At 48.4% G+C, this 20,854-nt stretch carries 23 protein-coding genes; 19 read left to right on the top strand and 4 right to left on the bottom strand.

Annotated elements, in window-relative coordinates; all coding sequences use genetic code 11:
• Positions 1–22 precede the first annotated feature (22 nt).
• Positions 23–1,072 carry an NADP(H)-dependent aldo-keto reductase gene (locus KRX19_07400; GenBank protein ID MBV7434851.1) on the top strand — a complete coding sequence of 350 codons (1,050 nt, stop codon included), beginning with the start codon at positions 23–25 and terminating at the stop codon, positions 1,070–1,072.
• Between the two features lie 87 nt (positions 1,073–1,159).
• On the top strand, positions 1,160–2,017 hold the full coding sequence (locus KRX19_07395; protein ID MBV7434850.1) for an alpha/beta hydrolase: 858 nt from the start codon (positions 1,160–1,162) through the stop codon (positions 2,015–2,017).
• Positions 2,018–2,041: 24 nt separating this feature from the next.
• Here the strand turns inward: KRX19_07395 and KRX19_07390 are convergent, their stop codons facing one another.
• Complete coding sequence (locus tag KRX19_07390; GenBank protein MBV7434849.1) at positions 2,042–2,866, bottom strand: hypothetical protein; 825 nt, start codon at positions 2,864–2,866, stop codon at positions 2,042–2,044.
• 185 nt (positions 2,867–3,051) lie between these two features.
• Between KRX19_07390 and KRX19_07385 the strand changes: the two genes are divergently transcribed.
• From KRX19_07385 to hflD, 9 genes are all read left to right on the top strand, one after another.
• Positions 3,052–3,282 (top strand): ATP-binding cassette domain-containing protein, encoded by a 231-nt coding sequence (locus KRX19_07385; protein MBV7434848.1) that lies wholly within the window; start codon positions 3,052–3,054, stop codon positions 3,280–3,282.
• A 72-nt stretch (positions 3,283–3,354) separates the two neighbouring features.
• Complete coding sequence (locus tag KRX19_07380; GenBank protein ID MBV7434847.1) at positions 3,355–3,609, top strand: ATP-binding cassette domain-containing protein; 255 nt, start codon at positions 3,355–3,357, stop codon at positions 3,607–3,609.
• 33 nt (positions 3,610–3,642) lie between these two features.
• Positions 3,643–4,317 carry an ATP-binding cassette domain-containing protein gene (locus KRX19_07375; GenBank protein MBV7434846.1) on the top strand — a complete coding sequence of 225 codons (675 nt, stop codon included), beginning with the start codon at positions 3,643–3,645 and terminating at the stop codon, positions 4,315–4,317.
• 114 nt (positions 4,318–4,431) lie between these two features.
• Positions 4,432–4,914: a helix-turn-helix domain-containing protein gene (locus KRX19_07370; protein MBV7434845.1), complete on the top strand. Its 483-nt coding sequence runs from the start codon at positions 4,432–4,434 to the stop codon at positions 4,912–4,914.
• Between the two features lie 474 nt (positions 4,915–5,388).
• Entirely contained in the window at positions 5,389–6,978 is a 1,590-nt protein-coding gene (locus tag KRX19_07365; protein MBV7434844.1) for an anaerobic C4-dicarboxylate transporter, read from the top strand.
• Positions 6,979–7,169: 191 nt separating this feature from the next.
• Positions 7,170–7,622, top strand: coding sequence for a GNAT family N-acetyltransferase (locus KRX19_07360; GenBank protein ID MBV7434843.1), 453 nt, complete (start codon positions 7,170–7,172; stop codon positions 7,620–7,622).
• A gap of 5 nt (positions 7,623–7,627) precedes the next feature.
• Positions 7,628–8,572: a metallophosphoesterase gene (locus KRX19_07355; protein MBV7434842.1), complete on the top strand. Its 945-nt coding sequence runs from the start codon at positions 7,628–7,630 to the stop codon at positions 8,570–8,572.
• Positions 8,573–8,678: 106 nt separating this feature from the next.
• Positions 8,679–9,788: a tRNA 2-thiouridine(34) synthase MnmA gene (gene mnmA, locus KRX19_07350; protein MBV7434841.1), complete on the top strand. Its 1,110-nt coding sequence runs from the start codon at positions 8,679–8,681 to the stop codon at positions 9,786–9,788.
• Complete coding sequence (gene hflD, locus KRX19_07345) at positions 9,775–10,386, top strand: high frequency lysogenization protein HflD (GenBank protein MBV7434840.1); 612 nt, start codon at positions 9,775–9,777, stop codon at positions 10,384–10,386. The genes mnmA and hflD overlap by 14 nt, the downstream gene beginning before the upstream one ends.
• A gap of 9 nt (positions 10,387–10,395) precedes the next feature.
• Here hflD and KRX19_07340 read toward each other — a convergent pair whose 3' ends face one another.
• Together KRX19_07340 and rpsT are read right to left on the bottom strand one after the other, a co-directional pair.
• Positions 10,396–10,788, bottom strand: coding sequence for a diacylglycerol kinase (locus KRX19_07340; protein MBV7434839.1), 393 nt, complete (start codon positions 10,786–10,788; stop codon positions 10,396–10,398).
• 76 nt (positions 10,789–10,864) lie between these two features.
• Positions 10,865–11,128: a 30S ribosomal protein S20 gene (gene rpsT, locus KRX19_07335; protein ID MBV7434838.1), complete on the bottom strand. Its 264-nt coding sequence runs from the start codon at positions 11,126–11,128 to the stop codon at positions 10,865–10,867.
• Between the two features lie 228 nt (positions 11,129–11,356).
• Between rpsT and hemL the strand changes: the two genes are divergently transcribed.
• From hemL to recG, 8 genes are all read left to right on the top strand, one after another.
• The gene (gene hemL / locus KRX19_07330; protein ID MBV7434837.1) at positions 11,357–12,637 is read left to right on the top strand and encodes a glutamate-1-semialdehyde 2,1-aminomutase; all 1,281 of its coding nucleotides are present in this window, start codon (positions 11,357–11,359) and stop codon (positions 12,635–12,637) included.
• A complete protein-coding gene (gene pdxH / locus KRX19_07325; protein MBV7434836.1) occupies positions 12,637–13,278 on the top strand; it encodes a pyridoxamine 5'-phosphate oxidase in 642 nt (213 codons plus the stop codon). Before hemL ends, pdxH begins: the two co-directional genes overlap by 1 nt.
• A 10-nt stretch (positions 13,279–13,288) precedes the next feature.
• On the top strand, positions 13,289–14,182 hold the full coding sequence (locus tag KRX19_07320) for a methylenetetrahydrofolate reductase (protein MBV7434835.1): 894 nt from the start codon (positions 13,289–13,291) through the stop codon (positions 14,180–14,182).
• Positions 14,172–14,573 (top strand): hypothetical protein, encoded by a 402-nt coding sequence (locus KRX19_07315; GenBank protein ID MBV7434834.1) that lies wholly within the window; start codon positions 14,172–14,174, stop codon positions 14,571–14,573. The genes KRX19_07320 and KRX19_07315 overlap by 11 nt, the downstream gene beginning before the upstream one ends.
• Positions 14,574–14,741: 168 nt before the next feature.
• A complete protein-coding gene (gene rpoZ / locus KRX19_07310) occupies positions 14,742–14,963 on the top strand; it encodes a DNA-directed RNA polymerase subunit omega (protein MBV7434833.1) in 222 nt (73 codons plus the stop codon).
• Positions 14,964–14,973: 10 nt separating this feature from the next.
• Complete coding sequence (locus tag KRX19_07305) at positions 14,974–17,163, top strand: RelA/SpoT family protein (GenBank protein ID MBV7434832.1); 2,190 nt, start codon at positions 14,974–14,976, stop codon at positions 17,161–17,163.
• A 57-nt stretch (positions 17,164–17,220) separates the two neighbouring features.
• Positions 17,221–17,601, top strand: coding sequence for a RidA family protein (locus KRX19_07300; protein MBV7434831.1), 381 nt, complete (start codon positions 17,221–17,223; stop codon positions 17,599–17,601).
• A gap of 1 nt (position 17,602) precedes the next feature.
• Complete coding sequence (gene recG / locus KRX19_07295; GenBank protein MBV7434830.1) at positions 17,603–19,669, top strand: ATP-dependent DNA helicase RecG; 2,067 nt, start codon at positions 17,603–17,605, stop codon at positions 19,667–19,669.
• Positions 19,670–19,678: 9 nt separating this feature from the next.
• On the opposite strand, the gene KRX19_07290 is transcribed toward recG, so the two are convergent.
• Positions 19,679–20,449, bottom strand: coding sequence for a cell division protein ZapD (locus tag KRX19_07290; protein ID MBV7434829.1), 771 nt, complete (start codon positions 20,447–20,449; stop codon positions 19,679–19,681).
• Positions 20,450–20,854 lie beyond the last annotated feature (405 nt).

Genomic DNA, 20,854 nt, shown 5'->3' with positions numbered 1-20,854 from the left:
AGAATTTTTGGAGGGCTATTTTATGGAATTTCGTCAACTGGGACAAACTGACGTTCAAGTGAGTAAAATTTGCTTGGGCACGATGACGTGGGGCGAGCAAAACAGCGAAGCAGAGGCGCATGCGCAGCTTGATTACGCACTTGAGCACGGCGTGAACTTCATCGATACGGCAGAGATGTATCCGGTGCCGCCATCCAAAGAAACCTATACGCGAACAGAGCAGTATATCGGTTCGTGGTTGGGTAAGCGTGGCAAACGTGACGATATCGTATTGGCGAGTAAAATTGCTGGCCCGGGGCGCAGCAATAATGGCACGGATTATATCCGCGGCGGCTCGACTTTTACCCGTGAACACATCCTTGCCGCTTGTGATGCCAGCCTTGAGCGCCTACAAACTGATTATCTGGATTTGTATCAACTACATTGGCCAGAGCGCGATACCAACTTCTTTGGCCGTTTGGGCTTGAGTGAAGTGAATGATCACGCCGAAGCCGTGGCTTTTGAAGAAACGCTGTCAGCTCTGAAAGAACTAGTCGATGCGGGCAAAGTGCGCCATATCGGGCTGTCCAATGAGACACCGTGGGGTGTGATGCAGTGCCTGCGCTTGGCTGAGCAACAAGGTATGCCTCGTGTGGTCAGCGTGCAGAATCCATATAACCTGCTCAACCGAAGCTATGAAGTTGGCTTGGCTGAAATGTCCATCCGTGAACAAGTCGGCTTGCTTGCATATTCGCCGCTGGCATTTGGTGTATTGTCTGGCAAGTATCGCCACGGCGCCAAACCGGAAGGTGCACGCCTGACCTTGTTCGAGCGTTTCCAGCGCTACAGCAGCGCACAAGCCAAAGAAGCAGTTGAGCGTTACGCCAAAATCGCCGACGATGCCGGTATTTCTCTGACTCATCTCGCGCTTGCTTACGTCAACAGCCGCCAATTCCTGACCAGCAACATCATTGGTGCGACCAGCATTGAGCAATTGGTGGAAAATATTGCCAGCGCAGAGGTCACATTGAGCGATGACACCATTGCAGCGATTGATGCGGTACACGCTGAAATCAGCAATCCTTGTCCATAAATCGGGCGTATATGCTGATGGCGTGCGGGTGTCGTCCTGCTCGCCATCAATATTGAGAAAGTGCGTTAGACATCACAGGAACTTTTGATGAAACCAATTCGGATTGATTTGGCGCATATGGTCGTGCGTGGCGTGGCATGGGGCGCAGATGCCGACCATGCTCAGCGCACGATTGTTTGCCTGCACGGCTGGCTTGATAACGCGATGAGCTTTGCGCCACTTGCGCCGTTGCTGGCTGATGAACAGACGCGCTTGATCTCGCTTGATTTGGCTGGGCATGGGCACAGCGATCACCGCCCGCTGGGCAGTGGTTACCATTTCAGCGACTACCTGCGCGACGTCTATCTCGCACTGGCGCAATTCGGTATCGAGCGCTTTGATTTTGTGTGCCACTCAATGGGAGCAGCGATTGCCACGTTGTATGCCGGCTCATTTCCCGAGCAGGTCAATTCATTGGTGGCTATTGAATGCTATGGTGTGCCGTATGTGTCCGACGATCATCCGCTGCCCGAGCGCTTTGCCGAGCGCCTGCCCAAACTCGATGTGATGCGTAGCCGTTCGGAGACTGTTTATCCCGACATTCGCCCACTAATTCGCGCGCGACGACAAGCGGGGGAGATGTTGCCAGAATCCGCGGAAATACTGCTGCGCCGCAATCTCGAAGAAACGCCGGATGGCTTCCGCTTCATCAGCGATCGCCGCCTAACCGTCGCACAACCTGTACTTCTCAGCGAAGCACAGCTGACGACCTTTCTTGAGCGCATCAGCGCACCAGTGCTGGTGATTGAAGCTGAAGAAGGACTATTGCCGAAATGGGATTTCATGCCCGGGCGCTACGAGTGCACCGCCGATATTCGCGTCGAGCGTCTAGCTGGCGGTCATCATGTGCACATGGACGACGCAGAAACTGTCGCTGCTGTGATTAAGGATTTTTGGCAACACTGATGTATAGTTTTGTTATTAGGAAATTTATTTTGCATGACGTTTCACTTCTTCTATTAATTCCGACTTGTAGAAAACATTTCTCATAATGATTGTCATGTAGGATTTTGTTATCAATTTTTTGGGAAAATCCATCCATGTAATGATAAGTATAGAACTCATACACGTTAAACCAAGCATCTTGGTAACCAATATTGTCGGTTCTGTTTCTACATTATTTGAAAACCAAAGCCTGCCTCGTGACGGTAGTGGATCCAGTGGAGATGTCAAAAAAATGGGTGGAATGAGTAACAGCAGGAAAAGTATTCGATAACGATAGAAGTAAAAGAGATGTTCAGGTTTGACAAATTTGCTCATGAAGCCAATTTTTTTGACATACCGAATAAAAATGAGAGCGGTCATTATGAAAAAGATCAGGTAGTAAAAGAAGACGATGCCGTGCGTACGTGCCAGCTCCGTTTCGAGGCCAAAAGCAGCAGTTACTTGCGCAAAGAACTCTAACGATAAAAAGGCATTTGGTAGCATCACAACCAGGGACATCAAGAGCATTGCAGGCAATACATATTGGAGGGCAAATATTTCCATCCATTTTGTATGCGGCGGGTTGGCTTGTAATTTGGTATATACATCAAAATAGTGTTCGTAGCGTAAATCGATGGGCTTGAGGCGGCTTTTGGCAATCTTATGCCACAGGGATTGATTGCGGAGTAAGGTTGGTATGAAAGCCAGCTCTTCTTGGCTGAGGTCAGATACAGTAGTTCCACCTTCTTCGTACAACCAATCGGGATCCCGTACAGGAAGGTTATTGGGCCACTTGTCTTTTTCATCGATTTCTTCAAGTTCGAACTTCATTTTTCTGCCGTGCAAACAATATTGAATACCTCGAATAAAGCAAAATTAACTGCGCTTAGTCTTCTGAAAAGTACCAATCTATCGTCCATTTAACAAGCTTTTATTCTCGAATAAGGATGAAAACGACATTTCGATAAACTGTTAAAAAACTTGCCAATCCAGCTGTATTATCTATTGCGATAGATTTGCTTACAGGCTGTAAGATTTATGCTCAAGCGGGGTCACATAATGCAAATCTGATTGAAGCACGACAACTTGGCGTGCAATTTCCTGGCGAATCTACGCCGCTGTTCAGCGGTATTGATATGTTCCTCACCGCTGGTGTGCAGGCGTTGATCGGGCGCAATGGTGCAGGCAAGTCGTGCCTTGCTGCGGTATTAGCCGGTCAATTAGCGCCGAGTATTGGCAAGGTATAGCATTTTTGCAGCGTGGGCTATTTGGCGCAAAATGATCATGCCGCGGTGGGTCGTGTCGCAGGTGTGTTAGGTGTGAGCACTATCCAGCAAGCGAGTGCACGGATTTTGGCTGGTGAGGGTAGTGCGGCTGATCTGGATTTTATGGCCGATAAATGGACGTGGGAAGCGGATATTGCTGCTTTGCTCGCTGAAGGTGGTTTGGCCGCGGATATTTTGACGCGCGATATGGCTTCATTGAGCGGCGGTGAGCAAACGCGGGTTAAATTATTGGCGCTCAAGCGACAAGGGTGCGGCTTTCTGATTCTTGATGAGCCAAGTAACCACTAGGACGCAGCAGGGCGGCAATGGCTTGCTGATTGGTTGGGTCACTTTTCTGGCGGTGCGTTGCTGGTGACGCATGATCGCGTATTGCTGGAACGGGTTGCGCCATTAGCGATTGTTACGGCCGAACCGGAAGCGGCAAATAATCCGCTATTGCAGCTTGCGGCATTGGAATTGCCCTTTGGTTCAGTCAAGCGGTTAAGCCTGACCTTGAACAAGGGTGAGCGCTTGGCAGTGGTCGGTGATAATGGCTGCGGGAAATCGACTTTACTGCGTGTGATGACTGGTCAAATGGCGGCGAAGTCGGGCGATGTATCGGTTACGCCTTCGCACCGCTTGATGAATCAGCATTTTTCTTTTCTCGATCAGCAGCAGTCAGCGCTGGAGAATTTTCGCCGTTTGGCAGCAGGTTGGACAGATGATGCGTATCGCACCCGATTGGCGCAGTTGCGTTTGCGCGGTGATGCGGCAGTCAAACCGTTACACTATTTGAGTGGTGGTGAGCAGTTAAAAGTAGCGTTGGCGTGTTTGTTTTGTGGGCCGACGGCACCAGCTTTGTTGCTGCTCGATGAACCGGATAACCATCTCGATATCGAGTCAAAAGAGCTGTTGCAGCAAGCATTGCACGACTATAAAGGTGTGCTGGTTGTGGTGTCGCACGATCGCCATTTTATTGACGCGATTGGCGGCGTTGATTATCTTTCTTTGTCATAATTCGTTGCAAAGCAGTGTGTTATGTTTGCTGTCGGGTGTTCGTCGCGCTGGTGTCGTGTTTGTTTTCCCTGTGTTTGGGCATGATGCGCCACATCGTAGTTGAGGAGGAAATCCATGCAGTCCAAAGTCAAAGCAATGCGTGAAGCCAACGGCTGGTCGCAAGAGCAGCTAGCGGAAATGGCCGGCTTGAGTACGCGCACCATTCAGCGCATTGAAAACGGGCAACGCGCCGGACTGGAATCGTGGAAATCCCTTGCTGCGGTGTTTGAAACAACGATTCGTGACCTGCAAGGAGAAAACGACATGAATACGACAGTAGAAAATACGCGATTAGCAGAGGAAGAAACCAGAGCATTACAAGAGGTGCGCCGCTTGCGCGGTTGGTATATTGGCTTGATGCGCTATGCTGCTGTGATGTTATTTTTGTTGGTGGTTAACTGGTTGATCTCACCAGATTATTGGTGGGTGGTATGGCCAGCATTGGGCTGGGGCTTGGCTATCGTTCTGCGCGGGGTGACCTTGTTTACGCCTTGGCGGATTTTGGGCGATGATTGGGAACGCCGTGAAGTGGAAAAACGCATTGGCCGTAAGCTATAAGCTTGCGCAAGAAGACTGTGCATAACATTCAGCACAGTGCGCTGTGTACTTATTGGGCTGGGGGAGCTTCTGGAGCAAGTGCATCAATGCTTGCAATAATCAGGGGATAGGCTAGTGCCTGTATTGAATCCGATACTCGGCTTTCTGATACTGCTGTAATCCTTGTGTTGAGCACAAGCTCAGAGGTGTAATAGTGTTACTAAGGTAGTGGGGTGAAATACTGCTTTTATAAAATGTTTGTTTGATCTTTTAATAAATTAATTATCGCTTTTGGAAAACTCATTTTATTAAAAGTAAAATTTGGTGTTGGAAAATAAATAATCGGGTTTTTTCATATATTAATAACAATCAACGACTTAATCCGGACTAATTGTATTCTATTTACCATAAATTTGATATTTAATATTTCTTTGAATGTATCAATTTGCAGGTATATTATGGTGCTATTCTGATAATCAAATCCAGGGGGTTACCATGCTTATATTTGAGTTTATGCTCCTGCTACTGTTCTTGTATGCAGGTAGCCGTTTTGGGGGAATTGGCTTGGGCGTCGTCTCGGGCATTGGCTTGTTGTTCGAGGTATTCGTTCTGCGTATGCCACCAACGGCACCTCCAATTAACGTTATGTTGATTATTTTGGCAGTTGTGACTTGTGCTTCTATTCTTGAAGCTGCTGGAGGCTTGAAGTACATGCTGCAAATTGCAGAACGCATTCTGCGTAGCAATCCAAAGCGGATTACGATTCTCGGCCCAATTGTGACCTATTTAATGACTTTGATGCTTGGTACTGGCCATGCAGTCTATTCCGTGATGCCGATTATTGGCGATATCGCATTGAAAAATGATATACGCCCAGAGCGCCCAATGGCTGCGGCTTCAGTTGCCTCACAGCTTGGTATTACCGGTAGCCCAATTTCAGCTGCAGTTATTTACTATCTTGGTGAGATCATTCGTTTGCCGGGATTTGAGAACGTGACGCTGCTCAATATTGTCGCTGTCACTATTCCGGCTACATTTTGTGGCGTGATTGCATTGTCACTTTACAGCTTGCGCCGTGGTAAGGAATTGAAAGATGACCCTGAATATCAGCGTCGTTTGCAAGATCCTACCTGGCGTGAACGCATTATGAATACCACCAGCACCACACTTGATGAAAAACTGCCATCATCAGCGCGTAATGCGGTGCTGCTGTTTATCCTTGCTTTAATTTCTATTGTGGTCGTTGCTATGGTACCGAGTATTCGCACGCTCAATGCAGAGCAAGGACCGTGGGCTTCAAGTGACGCAGCTGTTGTGCCAGCTGTCGCTGCTGGTAAAACCAGCGTTTCCCTGCCTGCTTATGCTCTGGAAGAGGGGGCGCTCCGTGTGACTGGCGAGGGCGCTAGCGTGGCAGAAAAAAATGGTATCTTTACGATTAACGTTCCTGAGCGCGTCAAGCCGGGTGAGACCGTCCAAGTTAGCCTGATCAAAAAAGGCGAAACTGAGCCGACTGATGTCGTCCTAACTCGTGGTGCTGACAAGCCGGTTTCCATGACGCTAATCATTCAGATGATGATGCTGGGCTTTGGCGGCGTCATCTTGCTTGCGACCAGAACCAATGTGCAGAAAGTACCAAATGGTGTGGTGTTCAAGTCAGGTATGGTTGCGACTATCGCCATCTTCGGTATTGCGTGGATGAGTGATACCTATTTCAGCTATGCGATGCCGCAGTTTAAAGGTGCCGTCATGGAGATGGTTAGCCAATATCCATGGGCATTTGCGTTTGCATTGTTTGCCGTATCAGTCGTGATTAACAGCCAAGCCGCTACCGGGCGTATGCTATTGCCCGTCGGGATTGGGCTTGGGTTACCTGCGCCATTGCTTATTGGCTTGATGCCAGCAACCTACGGATACTTCTTTATTCCGAACTATCCGTCAGATATCGCAACCATCAACTTCGATGTTTCCGGTACAACTAAAATCGGCAAATATTACTTTAACCATAGCTTTATGGCTCCGGGCTTGGTTGGTGTTGTAACGGCCTGTATTATTGGCGTCATGCTGTCTAATGTATTTATTGGCTAGCTAACCCGTCTATTGAAGGCGTATCCCGAGCTATTTGGATACGCCTTTATTCTTTACTTGCAAACTTCATGCTGCGTTGCACCAGCTTGCTGAAAAGATGCAATATTTTTTAGTGGATGCTTGGTGGCTTGTGTGAAATGTAAATCTGCTTGACTATATCCTGCTGGTTTATGTCTTAATGAGAGGCGGATATGATACACATCAAGCAAGCAGAGCTGGCGGACATCAACGTAATTGCGAATTTATTCAATCAGTATCGTGTATTCTACGGGCAGGCAACAGATTTGCCGTTAGCCAAAGCATTTATCGGCGAGCGCATGGATAATAACGAGTCAGTTTTATTGCTCGCTTTGGATGAAGAAAACAATGCGCTTGGCTTCACCCAACTTTATCCCAACTTTTCATCAGTATCAGCCTGCCGGGTATGGACGCTCAATGATTTATTTGTCGTGCAAGCTGCGCGTGGTCAGGGTGTTGGGCGCGCATTGATGAATGCCGCTAAAGCATACGCCAAACAGACCGGCGCACGACGCTTGGTTCTGGAAACTGCGGCCGATAACCACACTGCACAAAGGCTCTACGAATCACTTGGCTATCAGCGTGAAAGTGGAGTGTTTCATTATTCATTATCGATTGAGAGGTAAAACGGATGATTTACGACATTATTGGCGATATTCACGGTCAGGCGGATAAACTCAAGGGATTATTGCAACAGCTTGGCTACCGCCATAATGGGCAGTATTTTGTACCACCAGCCAATCATCAAGCGTTGTTTATTGGCGATTTTATTGATCGTGGCGGCAAGGAACTGGAAACGTTGCAAATCGTCTTTGCAATGCTTGATGCTGGTGTGGCGCAAGCGGTGATGGGCAATCATGAATACAATGCTTTGGCTTATGCCACGCTGGATAAAGTGGCAAATGATGGCAGCTATTTGCGCGAGCACAAAGAGAGTAACCATAAGCAGCATAAGGCTTTTTTGCGTGAAGCACCATTTGGTTCAGAGTTACATCAATTCTGGTTGCAGCGTTTTTATGAGCTGCCGCTGTGGATTGAAACAGAAGAAGCGTGCTTTGTTCATGCCTGCTGGGATAGCGACAGTATGGCTGTGCTCAAGCCGCTGTTAACCAAAAAACATTGCCTGACGCCGCAAGCACTGCAGGCTACAGGGCAAAAGCGTACGCCAGCGTTCGATGCGCTGGAAAACGTGCTGAAAGGAATTGAAATGCAGCTGCCCGATGGTATTCGCTTTAAGGATAAGAATGGTATTTCGCGTAGCCGCATGCGCATGAAGTGGTGGATGGATCGGCATGATAAAACGCTGCGCGAAGTCAGCATGGCCGCACCATCAGATCTGGCGCAAGTGCCGGAAGATGTACCGGTGCCTGTTGTCGACTTTGAATTAAAAACAGATAAGCCGGTTTTTATCGGCCATTATTGGGCGCATGGTGAACCGGCAATATTGAGTGAGCAGGTGGTCTGTGTGGATTATTCTGCGGCACTTGAAGGTGGTTATCTGACTTGCTATCAATTTGATACAGAAAACCCTCTTCCTTTATCCAATGGTTGTTTTGTGCAGTACCGACACGATTAATTGCCTGCTGACGGCTGCAAAAGTGTGCGTATAAAAGCTTGGCAATCGCCAAATAATCCTCGATGACGTTACAATAGCGCGTTTTGTGCGTCACATTGAGGCAACAATGAATGATTTTATACCTGACAAGCAGGCAACAATTGCGGTAGGGATTTCCGGCGGAGTTGATTCGTCGGTGACGGCGTATCTGCTCAAAGAAGCAGGCTATCACGTGGTCGGGATCTTTATGAAGAATTGGGAGGAGTCTTTTTCCGCCGGTTATTGCACGGTGGAGGAAGATATTGAAGACGCGCGTGATGTGTGCGAGACGCTCGGCATTGAGTTGCACACGGTCAACTTCGTCAAGGAATATCACGAGCGTGTGTTTAAGCTGTTTCTCGATGAATACGCAGCCGGGCGTACGCCAAATCCGGATGTATTGTGTAACCGTGAGATTAAATTTGCTGAGCTGGCGCACTATGCGGCAGAAATTGGTGCGGATTATCTCGCGACCGGGCATTATGCACGGCGTGGGCAGCACGATGGGCAAGCAGCGTTATTTAAAGGTGTGGACGCCGGTAAAGATCAAAGCTATTTCTTGCATCAAATGACGCCTGCACAGCTTGCCAAGGCGCTGTTCCCACTCGGTGGCATGGAAAAAAGTGAAGTACGCCGCATTGCCGAACAGGCCGGGCTGATTACTTTTGATAAAAAAGACTCTACGGGCATCTGCTTTATTGGTGAGCGCCCATTCCGTGAGTTCTTGGCGCAATATTTGCCAGCCAAACCGGGCAAAATGGAAACTGCTGAAGGTATCTGGATTGGCGAGCATATGGGGCTGATGTATTACACGATTGGTCAGCGCCAAGGGTTGGGTATTGGCGGGGTTGCCGGTGCCAGCGATGAGCCGTGGTATGTACTGGATAAGGATTTGGCGCGCAATGTGTTGGTCGTCGGGCAAGGTGAGCATCCATTGCTGTATCACCGTCGTTTGCGCGCCGGGCAGTTGTCGTGGCTCAACGAAGTCCCTGAAGCTGGCCGCAGTTATACGGCAAAAGTGCGCTATCGTCAGCAGGATCAGGCTTGCCGTGTTGTGATAGATGGCGATGTGATGATGGTGACGTTCGATGAGCCACAGCGCGCCGTGACACCGGGGCAGTATGTGGTGATTTATGACGGCGCACGTTGTCTTGGCGGTGGCGTGATTGAAGAGAGGTTTCAAGATGGTGGTGAATGAGGAATTGCGCGCACAGGCAATGTGTTTGTCTGCACTATTTCTAGCGATTGATGGGGTGCGTAAGCTGGCGACTACTGGTAAGGTCGATGGTGGGGTGGTCAACACCTTACTGCCAACGCTGGTTCGCCATGATTGTTCGTCGATCGAAGGCTATTTTGGTGAGATTGAGCCGCTTAATCGCGGTCGCGAGCTATTGCTCAAAGTGTTAGCTCAGGATATTGATACTGACTACGTACGCTATAGCGTGCAGCTGATGCACGTTGAAAAGAAATTGAGTAAAAATAGCGAGCTGATGGATATTCTGATTCGCGGGCTGGGTGATGTGCGCCGTCAACATGAGCATTACAATCTGACCCATGAAAATGTGATTGCCAATATTGCGGGGCTGTATCAGCGTACGGCAAGTGAGGCTGCGCCAAAGATCATGATTAATGGTTCGCCAGATTATTTGCAGCAACAATATGTGGTGGAAATGCTGCGTGCGCTGTTGTTGTGTGCAGTGCGCGTGGTCGCACTATGGCGCGCAAATGGCGGTAGTCGATGGCAGCTGATGTTCTCACGTCAGGCAATCGAGCAAGCTTGTGCCGAGCCTTTCTAATTAGATCAATTAGCCAAGTGTAGCCGCCATAATCCACAATACGGCGATCATGGTTAAGCTGGTGTATTGTGCGGCTGAGCCCACGTCTTTGGCGCGCTTGGCAAGAGGGTGTCTTTCAAGTGATGTGTGGTCAACCGAAGCTTCGATGCCGGTATTGAATAGCTCAACAATCAACGACATAAATGAAGCCATGACCAATATCATTTTGACGGGTAGAGAAAAATGGACGAAGCACAGAATAATTAACAGAACAGCGTGCAGGAGCAGTAGCTCTCGAAATCCGGCTTCTTCAAAGGCGGCTTTGATACCATCACGAGAATAGCCTATAGCATTAATCAGGCGTTTAATGCCGTGTTTGCCTTTGAGGGTTGAGGCGTAGTCCTGTTTCTTTGGGGTGTCCATTGTTTTTTATGATTAAAAATATGGTTGGATAGAAAAAAACCCGCTAAAGCGGGTTTTATATCTATTGCCGAAAGGCTTAAGCCATTGCTTTGACTTTAGCGTTGATACGGCTCTTCAGGCGTGAAGCCTTATTCTTGTGAATCAGACCTTTGCCAGCAGCACGATCAAGTAAGCTGCAAGCATAAGTGTAATTCTTTTGTGCTGCATCTTTGTCGTTCTCATTGATAGAACGCAGAACTTTTTTTACAGCGCTACGCATGCTTGAGCGCTGGCTGGCATTGCGTGCGTGGGCTTTCTCAGCCTGCTTGACGCGCTTTTTCGCTTGGACGGAATTGGCCAATGTAAACTCCTATTAGAACAATCTGTTAAATAAAAAATAATCGCCAGAATATTGTTGTTAATGACGATGTTTTGGTTATGCTGGTGGGCACTAAGGGCGCGAATAATGCCTGAAAAATCAGCGTATGTCAATCATGGTGGAAATGCCTGCATTTGGATAATAAACTTAAATTTATAGGTTTTTTATATTAAAATAGCAACTTTAGTTTCAGATCAGGGTGTATTTTTTATGTCATCAGTACAGGCCTTTGAACGTGCCAGTCAAGTCATCCCGGGTGGTGTGAATTCGCCTGTGCGGGCTTTTCAATCAGTCGGCGGTTCGCCGCGCTTCATTGCTCGTGCGCAGGGTGCATACATATTTGATATTGATGGTAAGCGCTATATTGACTATGTCGGCTCATTTGGCCCAATGATCGCTGGCCATAACCATGAGAAAGTCCGTGAGGCGGTGATTAATGCTGCTCAGGATGGTTTGAGTTTTGGTGCGCCGACAGAAGCTGAAACACTGATGGCTGAGATGATTGTTGCGCGCGTACCTTCGGTAGATAAAGTGCGGATGTGTAACTCAGGCACAGAAGCAACCATGAGCGCGATCCGTTTGGCGCGCGCTTACACTGGCCGAGATGATATTTTGAAATTTGCTGGCTGTTATCATGGTCATTCGGATGGGTTGCTGGTCGCTGCTGGTTCTGGCGCATTGACCCTCGGCGTACCTAATTCACCGGGCGTCCCGACGGCTTATGCCAAGCACACGATTACTGCTGCTTTCAATGATATTGACGCGCTTGAGCAGGCTTTTGCCGAGCATGGCGATAAATTGGCGACGGTGATTGTTGAGCCAATTGCCGGCAATATGAATTGCGTGCCGCCTTCACAAGAGTTTTTACAGCGCTTGCGTATTCTGTGCGATGAATACGGTACGGTATTGATTTTTGACGAGGTAATGACGGGCTTCCGTGTGGCTAAGGCCGGTGCGCAAGAGTTGTTTGGTATCAAGCCTGATTTGAGTACGTTCGGTAAAGTCATTGGCGGCGGTATGCCAGTTGGTGCTTTTGGCGGCCGTGCAGATATTATGGATAAGCTCGCGCCTATTGGTGGCGTTTATCAAGCGGGTACGCTCTCGGGTAATCCAGTCGCTATGGCGGCCGGTATCGCTAATTTGAATTTGACCGATGTGCAAGGCTTTTACGATCGCCTGAATGCGACTACGGAAAAACTGGCTGACGGTATCCGCAAGGCGGCTGAAAAGCACGGTGTGCCGATGGTGGTTAATCAGGTTTGCGGTATGCTTGGGTTCTTCTTTACCGATGCGGATAAGGTTGATAATTTTGCAGCTGTTCAGGCGTGCGACACAAAGCGCTACGCAGCATTTTTTCACGCTATGCTTGAAGAAGGCATTTATCTTGCGCCATCAGCCTTTGAGACGCTGTTTGTTTCTTCTGCGCATGGTGATGAAGAAATCGAGGCGACTTTACGCGCCTTTGACCACGTCCTAGCCAACCTCGAATAATGGATATCGGGCACGTTCGCCATGATTTTAATGACCATCAGCCGCTCGAGCGCGAGCAGCTTGCGGACGATCCTATTGTGCAATTTGCCAAGTGGTTTGATGAGGCATTGGGCTCAGCGATGGCTGAACCCAATGCGTTTGTCTTGGCTACGGTCGGCCCCGATGGTCGACCTTCACAACGTACGGTACTGCTGAAGTATTTTGATCACGATGGCTTCGTTTTTTACACTAATTACCACAGCCGTAAAGCGAAAGAGATTGCTGAAAATGCGGCAGTGTCCATGTTATTCCCTTGGTTTGGACTGCAGCGACAGGTAAAGATAGAAGGCGTTGCTGAAAAGGTCAGCCGAGCGCAAAGCTTACGCTATTTTTTAAGTCGACCTAAAGACAGTCAATTGGGGGCATGGGCTTCTCCACAGAGCCAAGTGATTAATTCGCGTACACTGTTGATGCAGCAGTGGGCTAAAATGAAAGAAAAATTTGCTGAAGGAGATGTTCCGCTACCGGACTTTTGGGGAGGATACCGAATTCGTCCACATAGCATTGAATTTTGGCAAGGGCAGCCGAATAGACTCCATGACCGTTTCGTTTATCAGCTGTCATCAGAAAAAGACTGGTTCATTAACCGGCTGGCGCCTTAGAGGAGAATAAGTGAATAACCACCCAAGTAAAGAAGATATTCAGGCGCTATTGCGAGATTACTCTATAGAAGTAACTCCTAAAGCCGCACGTGATATTGGTGATTTTAACCGCTGGTTGAAACCCGCTACGCAAGTTTATGTGACCTTTTTACCCGGATCTTCCGTGGAAGATACGATCGAAACGGCATCTGTTTTAAAACAGCAGGGAATGCGGCCCGTGCCGCATTTGGCTTTGCGCAGTATTGAGAGCGAGGCACAATTGCGTAAAGTGCTTGGTAGGCTCAATGATCTGGAAATAAAGGATATTTTATTGATTGCGGGTGCTCTGAGTCAGTCCAAGGGGCCTTACTATTCTGTGCAAAAAATGCTTCAAGACGGCTTGCTCGAAGAGTATGATTTTACTGGCATTGGCTTTGCCGGCCACCCTGAAGGCAGCCCTGATATAGCAAGGGATGATTTGCGCTATGCAGAGATCTTTAAGCAGCTTTATACTGCAGAGCATCCGAGAAAATACTGGTTTGTCACGCAATTTTGCTTTGCAGTAGAGCCAGTCATTGCGTGGCAAAACCAACTGTTTGAGCGCAACGTTACACTTCCTTTGCGTGTCGGTATTGCAGGTTTGGCAACCGTGGCAACGCTTGTTAAGCATGCCAAAGCTTGTGGTATTGGGCCGTCGATGTCCTACTTATTGAAAAACAATAGAGGCTTACGGCATTTAATGTCTACCTCAGCGCCGGATGAAATTATCATGCAATTGGCCGGGTTTTGTGCAGCTGAGCCTCAGCACCGTATTACCGGCTTGCATTTTTATCCATTGGGCGGCTTTGCGCGTACTATGGAGTGGATTCATGCTGTTGAAGCTGGGCGTTTTGAGTGGAAAAAGGAAGGGTTTAATGTTTACTAGAATTTCTATGGGGCTCGCCGTAGTACTTGTTTTTGCTGGCTGTGCGCAGCAAGTTGCTTTGCGCGGGATTCCTGAGGTGGCTGATGGTGCGCAGTCGCGCTGGCTCTATCACTGTGAGGTGGGTAAAGTCGCGGTCGAATACGCTAATCGTGCTGGCCGCTATACAGCAACGGTTGAGACGGAAGACGGCAAGCAAGTGCTTGATGTGGTTGAGCGAGGCAGTGAGGGGGTTGTTGCTACATTAGCACCACTGCGCTGGGCAAGCATAGATGGCGTAATGTTCTCACTTAGTGATGGTGAAAACGTATTGCTCAATAATTGTCGTGCAATCACACAAGAAGATGAGGGTAATCTTCATGTGAACTTTGGTGGGATTTTTGGCAAAAAATAGTGTGAGGGCTCTAGGATAAGGGCTTTGTTGGTATCTCTGAGTGGTTTTCAGAATTATTCAGCTTGATGGCCGCTGACAACAAATTTATTTCCATTGGGTAAAAAAGCCGCACTGGTACTGCTGCATTTTGATACACTAATAGTTTAGTGTTTTTAATAGGAAATTATCATGGCAAGAGTTACTGTAGAAGATTGTCTTAAAACAGAAAATAACCGATTTCGCTTAGTACTTGCGGCTTCTAAACGTGCGCGCCAGATCAGCTTGGGGCATCAGCCAATGGTCAGCGAGGAAAATGACAAGCCAACCGTAATTGCATTGCGTGAGATTGAAGACGGGAAGACCAGTATTGGTCATATCCTTTCTAGCGACAGCGACAGTATTAGCGAATAAGGCATAAAACATGGGTACGGGGTCGGAGTCAGCTACCAGTTCGGCTTTATCTGAGGGCCTTGATTTCTCGGGCTTGACTGGCGAAAAGGCGCTTTATGAAAGCTTTGACCGTCTGCGGCAGGTCACAGATGCGTACTTAAATGAAGATGAGCAGAAGGTACTTTGTGAGACCGCAACTTATGGTGCGCGGGCGCATGAAGGCCAAATGCGTCAATCTGGTGGTCCGTACTTCACGCACCCGATAGAAGTTTGCCGAATTTTGGCATTGCAGCGCTTTGATTTGCCTGTTTTGCAAGGCGCACTTTTGCATGATGTATTGGAAGATACTGCGGTAACCAATGCTGAAATGGAGGCCGTTTTTGGTAAAGCCGTTACAGCAATGGTTGACGGCGTAAGTAAGCTTGAGCGGCTTGGTGATCAAGGCGTGATGGAAGTTCAAGCCGAGAGCTTCAAAAAAATGTTTGTCGCCACGACTGATGATCCGCGCGTTATTATCATTAAGCTTGCCGATCGCTTACATAATATGCAGACACTTGGCGCATTGCGCCCTGATAAGCGTATTCGTAAAGCCAAAGAAACGCTGGATGTCTATTCCTCAATTGCTGGTAAGTTGGGGCTGTTTTATTTTCGTATTCAGCTTGAAGATCTCGCTTTTTCCCACCTTTATCCTTGGCGTTATGCAGTGCTCAAGAAGCGCTATATGGAACGTTTTGTTCACAATGAAATTCTTGAGCGTGTTCGCAGTGACCTGAATCCGCTACTCAAAGAGTTGGGTATTAAAGCGTCAATCAATAAACGTCAGCGCCATTTATGGGGTTTGTATCAGCGCATGAAGCGCAAGCACAATAATTTTGCTGCTGCGTGCCATACGATTCCGATCAGAATTATTACTGAGACTGAGGACGACTGTTATCGGGTTCTCGGTTGTTTGCACAGTAAATACCGCCCGGTTTCAAGAAAATTTGAAGATTTTATTGCTGCGCCGAAAAGTAATGGCTATCGCTCATTGCACACGAGTGTGTTGCTCGATAACAGCGAAGTGCTTAACGTTCAGATCCGTACCAAAGAAATGCATAGTCTTGCTGAAACCGGCATTATTGCCGTCTGGCATCAGCATATTAAAGACCGTAGCGTTACCAAACAAGCCCATACGCTACAAGCAGAAAAGTATATGCGTGATTGGTTACTGCGCCTGAAAGATGTGCAGAACATAACCCATGATCCGCTTGAGTTCTACGATGCGGTCAAAAAAGAGCTTGCTCAGGGTGATATTCATGCCTACACCCCGCAGGGTAAGGTTATTGATTTGCCACGTGGCGCGACGCCAGTTGATTTTGCGTATGCCTTGCACACGAAAATTGGTGATGAGTGTGTTGCGGCACGCGTTAATGGTGAAAAATGGCCACTTTATCAGCCGCTTGGTCCGGGGCAGACAGTGGAGATTATCCGCAACAGCAAGAGTAAGCCGCAAGCCGGCTGGTTGCGTTTTGTCGTGACAGCGCGAGCACGTGCTGCAATTCGCCACCATATCCGCAATATGGCTGATCAAGAAGCTATTATGCTGGGCAAGCGGTTGCTTGATGTAGCGCTGCGCCGCCTTGGTGGCAGCCTTGAAAGCATTGATGATGAAGCGTTTGATAAGTATTTAAATGAGCATGACCTGAGCCGCGATGCGTTGTTCGCAGAAATTGGCCACGATAAGCGTCAGCCGCTATTGATTGCTTCAAGCTTGATTGGTCAACAGGTGGTTGACGATAGGGAAGAAGTGCTTGAGGTTAGTAGTGCACTCGATAGCGCCATACATTTTGGTGAGTGCTGTTATCCTTTGCCATATGAGCCTATTTTGGGCCATATGAAGCCGCGGCTTGGAGTCAAAATTCACCGCCGGGATTGTGTGCGTGCGCAGAATTCCGATACGCGTGATTGGGTCCGGGTCGAATGGGCGAAGAAAACCCAAGGCTTCTTTGATGCTGCGTTGAGTATTCTGGTTGAGGATCGTCGCCGTATGATGGCTGATTTGACCAGTGTTATTGGCGATGCAAATGCCAATATTACAGGCATGGATATTGAGCCGGCCGATCACAACAAGAGTATGCGCATTCTGCGCTGTTATTTCCAAGTGCATGATCGCGATCACCTGGCTGAAATCGTCCGTCAATTGCGGAGTCAGCGTGGTGTCGTCGAGATCAAGCGTCTGTAGTATTTTTGCCGTCGGTATATGTACTGACGATTCTATTTTTAGCTGAAAGGAAAAATCATGACCCGTTCTGTTATTCATACTGACCAAGCACCTCAAGCTATCGGCCCATATTCGCAAGCTGTACGCTGCGGTAATTTAGTCTTCCTTTCCGGGCAGATTCCGCTCAACCCAGAGACGATGGAGTTGGTTGAGGGGGTTGAAGCGCAAGTGCGTCAGGTCTTTGATAACCTTGAAGCAGTTTGCGTTGCTGCTGGTGGTGCTTTATCCAATATTGCCAAACTCAATATTTATCTTACTGATCTTGGTCAGTTTGACGTACTCAATGAAATCATGAGCGCACGCTTTGCTGAGCCGTATCCGGCACGTGCAGCGATAGAGGTTTCGGCATTGCCTAAAGGGGCATTGGTAGAGATGGAAGCCGTTCTTTCGTTGGATTGATGTGTCTTCGGCAGCTGATCAACCGTTAGAAAAGACGCTGGGTATCAGCGATAAGGCGGCAGCTGCCTTTGCCCGTGCCGGGGTTGAGACTCTGGGGCAGGCATGGTTTTATTTGCCATTGCGCTATGAAAACCGAGCGCAATTAACTCCGATCAGTGACTTCCGCGATGGTGCGATGGTGCAATTTGTTGCTGAAGTCGTTGATGTCAAAGTGATTCAAAAGCGCAGCCGCTTGTTAGTTGTGACGGTACGTGATGACCAAGGAGGGCAGTGCAGTTTACGTTTTTTCCGCTTCTATCCTAATCAGCAACGGCAGTTTACTTCAGCATGTCGTGGTCTGTTTTATGGTAAAGCTGTTTATTCAGCCTATGGCTATGAAGTGCATCATCCTGAGATTCAATGGCTTGCTGCCGGTGAGGAGCCTGTACTGAGTGAGGGCTTGAGTGCCATTTACCCAACGATTAAAGGCCTTGGTCAATCGCGGTGGCGTGCATTAATGGATAAAGCGCTGCTTGCGGCGGATAAGCTCTTGCCGATTGAAGACCCTTTAACCAAAGAAGGATTGCTGAGCTTGCCTCGTGCGCTGCGTACAATCCATCAGCCTGATGCCGAGATCAGTGCGCAGGATCTGCGGGAGCGTCATCATCCTGCATTTAAACGGTTAAAAATTGAAGAGTTGTGCGCGCATCAGCTGTCTATACAGCAGGCGCGTATCCGCTTGCGCAGTACCCCAGCGCCAATATTGGGCGGCGGTGTTGGGCTGGTCGAGGCACTTAAGGCGCAATTGCCATTTGCATTAACGACGGCGCAACAGCGTGTCAGCCAAGAGATTGCCGATGACCTGCAGCAAGCCGAGCCAATGTTGCGCTTGGTGCAAGGGGATGTCGGAAGCGGTAAAACATTGGTTGCATTGCTTGCTTGCTTGCAATGCATTAGTGCTGGTTATCAGGCTGTATTAATGGCGCCCACGGAACTGCTTGCCGAGCAACATGCAGCCAGCTTGCGTAAACTACTCGGCGACCTTCCCGTGCAGATAGGTATGTTGGTTAGTAAGCTTGCAAGCAAAAATAAGCGCGAGGTTTTACAGCGTATTGCGCAAGGAGACGTGCATATTATCGTCGGTACACATGCGTTGTTTCAGCAGCAGGTAGATTATCATCGCCTCGGTCTGGTGGTTATTGATGAACAACACCGCTTTGGGGTGCATCAGCGGCTGGCTTTACAACAAAAAGGCGTTGATGGTCAGGCTGTTCATCAATTGGTATTGACCGCAACGCCGATTCCACGCACCTTGGCCATGAGTCAGTATGGTGAATTGGATGTCTCAGTGATTGATGTGCTTCCTGCAGGGCGTAAAGCAATTGAGACTGCAGTGGTGAGCAATGCTAAACGTATGGACGTTGTGCAGCGTGTAGGTGCGGTGTGTCGAGAGGGACGCCAGGCGTATTGGGTGTGTCCTCTGATTGAAGAGTCCGAAGTCATTGAGTGTGAAAATGCTGAAGCGACGGCCGCCCAACTACAGCAGGAACTACCTGATCTCCATGTTGCGCTGTTGCATGGACGTATGACAACGGCTGAGCGGCAAGCCGTGATGGCTGATTTTGTCGCTGGAAAGACGCATCTATTGGTGGCGACAACTGTGATCGAAGTGGGCGTTGATGTTGGCAATGCAACGTTGATGATCATTGAAAATGCGGAGCGCTTTGGCTTGGCGCAATTACATCAACTGCGCGGCCGGGTCGGGCGCAGTGATTTGCAGTCCTATTGTTTGCTGATGTATCAGCCGCCGCTGGGAGCAGTGGCGAAAGAGCGACTATCGATTATGCGCGAGAGTAATGATGGGTTTGTGATTGCAGAGGCAGATTTGCGTATCCGTGGCGCAGGCGAGTTGCTGGGTAAACGTCAGACGGGAGAGGCGATGATGCGTGTTGCAGATTTGGAGCGCGATGCAGATTTGCTACCGCTGGTTAACAGGCTCAGCGAAACGTGGTTGGTTGCTGAGCCTGAATTTGTCGAGTCACTTTCTGCGCGTTGGCTAGCTGGCAAGGAGCAGTATTTGCAGGCCTAACTCCGCGGATTATGCTGCGCAGATCTGCAAGCCGAATGTTACCGGTGTGTTAATTTGATAGGCGCGGTCAATAGGAGAATCTTGGCGCATAAAACGAATGGCAAAGCGGTGTTTATCGCCACTGACCCGGGGAAATGTATCTACCCCTTCAGGCATGTGGATACGGATCATTTGATTGGTGCGGCGGCTATCTAGTGTTTTGACGAATATAGCGTCGTCACATGAAGTTTGTACTTCTTCATTGCCAGTGCGTACCAAATGTAAAATTAGCTCGACGCAATGCTCAATGGGCAGAAAGCGCTCATAGCAGTCAGTTAAAAAGGCGCGGCCTTCGCTGTTGCGGTGGCCTAGCCAGAACTGATAAGCCGGTACTTCGAATAAGCAGTTGCCACTTTTGTGAAAGTTACGTTGGCGGAGGCTGTTGAATAATTCATTTTCACGCAGGGCACTAATTAAATTGAAATTGATGTTGTGAATAGAGGCTAAATGCTGTTCTATCTCCGATTCTAGCGTATCAGATGAACAGGGTGTCGGACGGTATTCGCTATCTTCACGGTTTAACAAGGCTTTGTAACGCTGCAATTCTTTGATTAATTCCGAGCGAATCTCATAACGGTGCAGAAAATCCAATACATCGAAAAGCGCGTCGAGAAAAAGCTGGATTTCATAATAGTCTTTGGCCTGATTGAATAGGCGCATTTGGCTAAACATCGACTCCAGGCGCATCATTAGGCGCATTCTTTCATTGAGGGGCTGTTCGTAAATGGACAAAGCAAGCATGTAAATTTCCGATTCCTGATAATGGCGCTACAGCATAGCTACATTGCTTGCGCTTGTCATCGTACATTGCAAGTAGACGCGCAAATTGCTATAGTTCATCCCTCAAATATAAGGCCTAGAGCCAAGATGCATAACGTGTATTTAAAACGCATTACCATCCTGAATTTTTTGCTATCGCTTGACCGGCTTGCGAGCTGGGCAGGCGGTGGTTTTATTTTTTGTATACAACAACAGTCCGGATTGTCTTTCATGGCCTTCATGCCTTTGATCAATACCGGTAAAGGAAAGACTTATAATGAAAAGAATGTTAATCAATGCTACACAGCAGGAAGAGCTGCGTGTAGCGCTCGTCGATGGGCAGCAGCTTTACGACCTAGATATCGAAACCCTTTATTCTGCACAGAA

The sequence above is a fragment of the Cardiobacteriaceae bacterium TAE3-ERU3 genome, from assembly GCA_019218315.1.
In the GTDB taxonomy this organism is placed as follows: Bacteria; Pseudomonadota; Gammaproteobacteria; order Cardiobacteriales; family Cardiobacteriaceae; genus JAHUUI01.
This window is presented reverse-complemented; position numbering and strand designations above follow the sequence as displayed.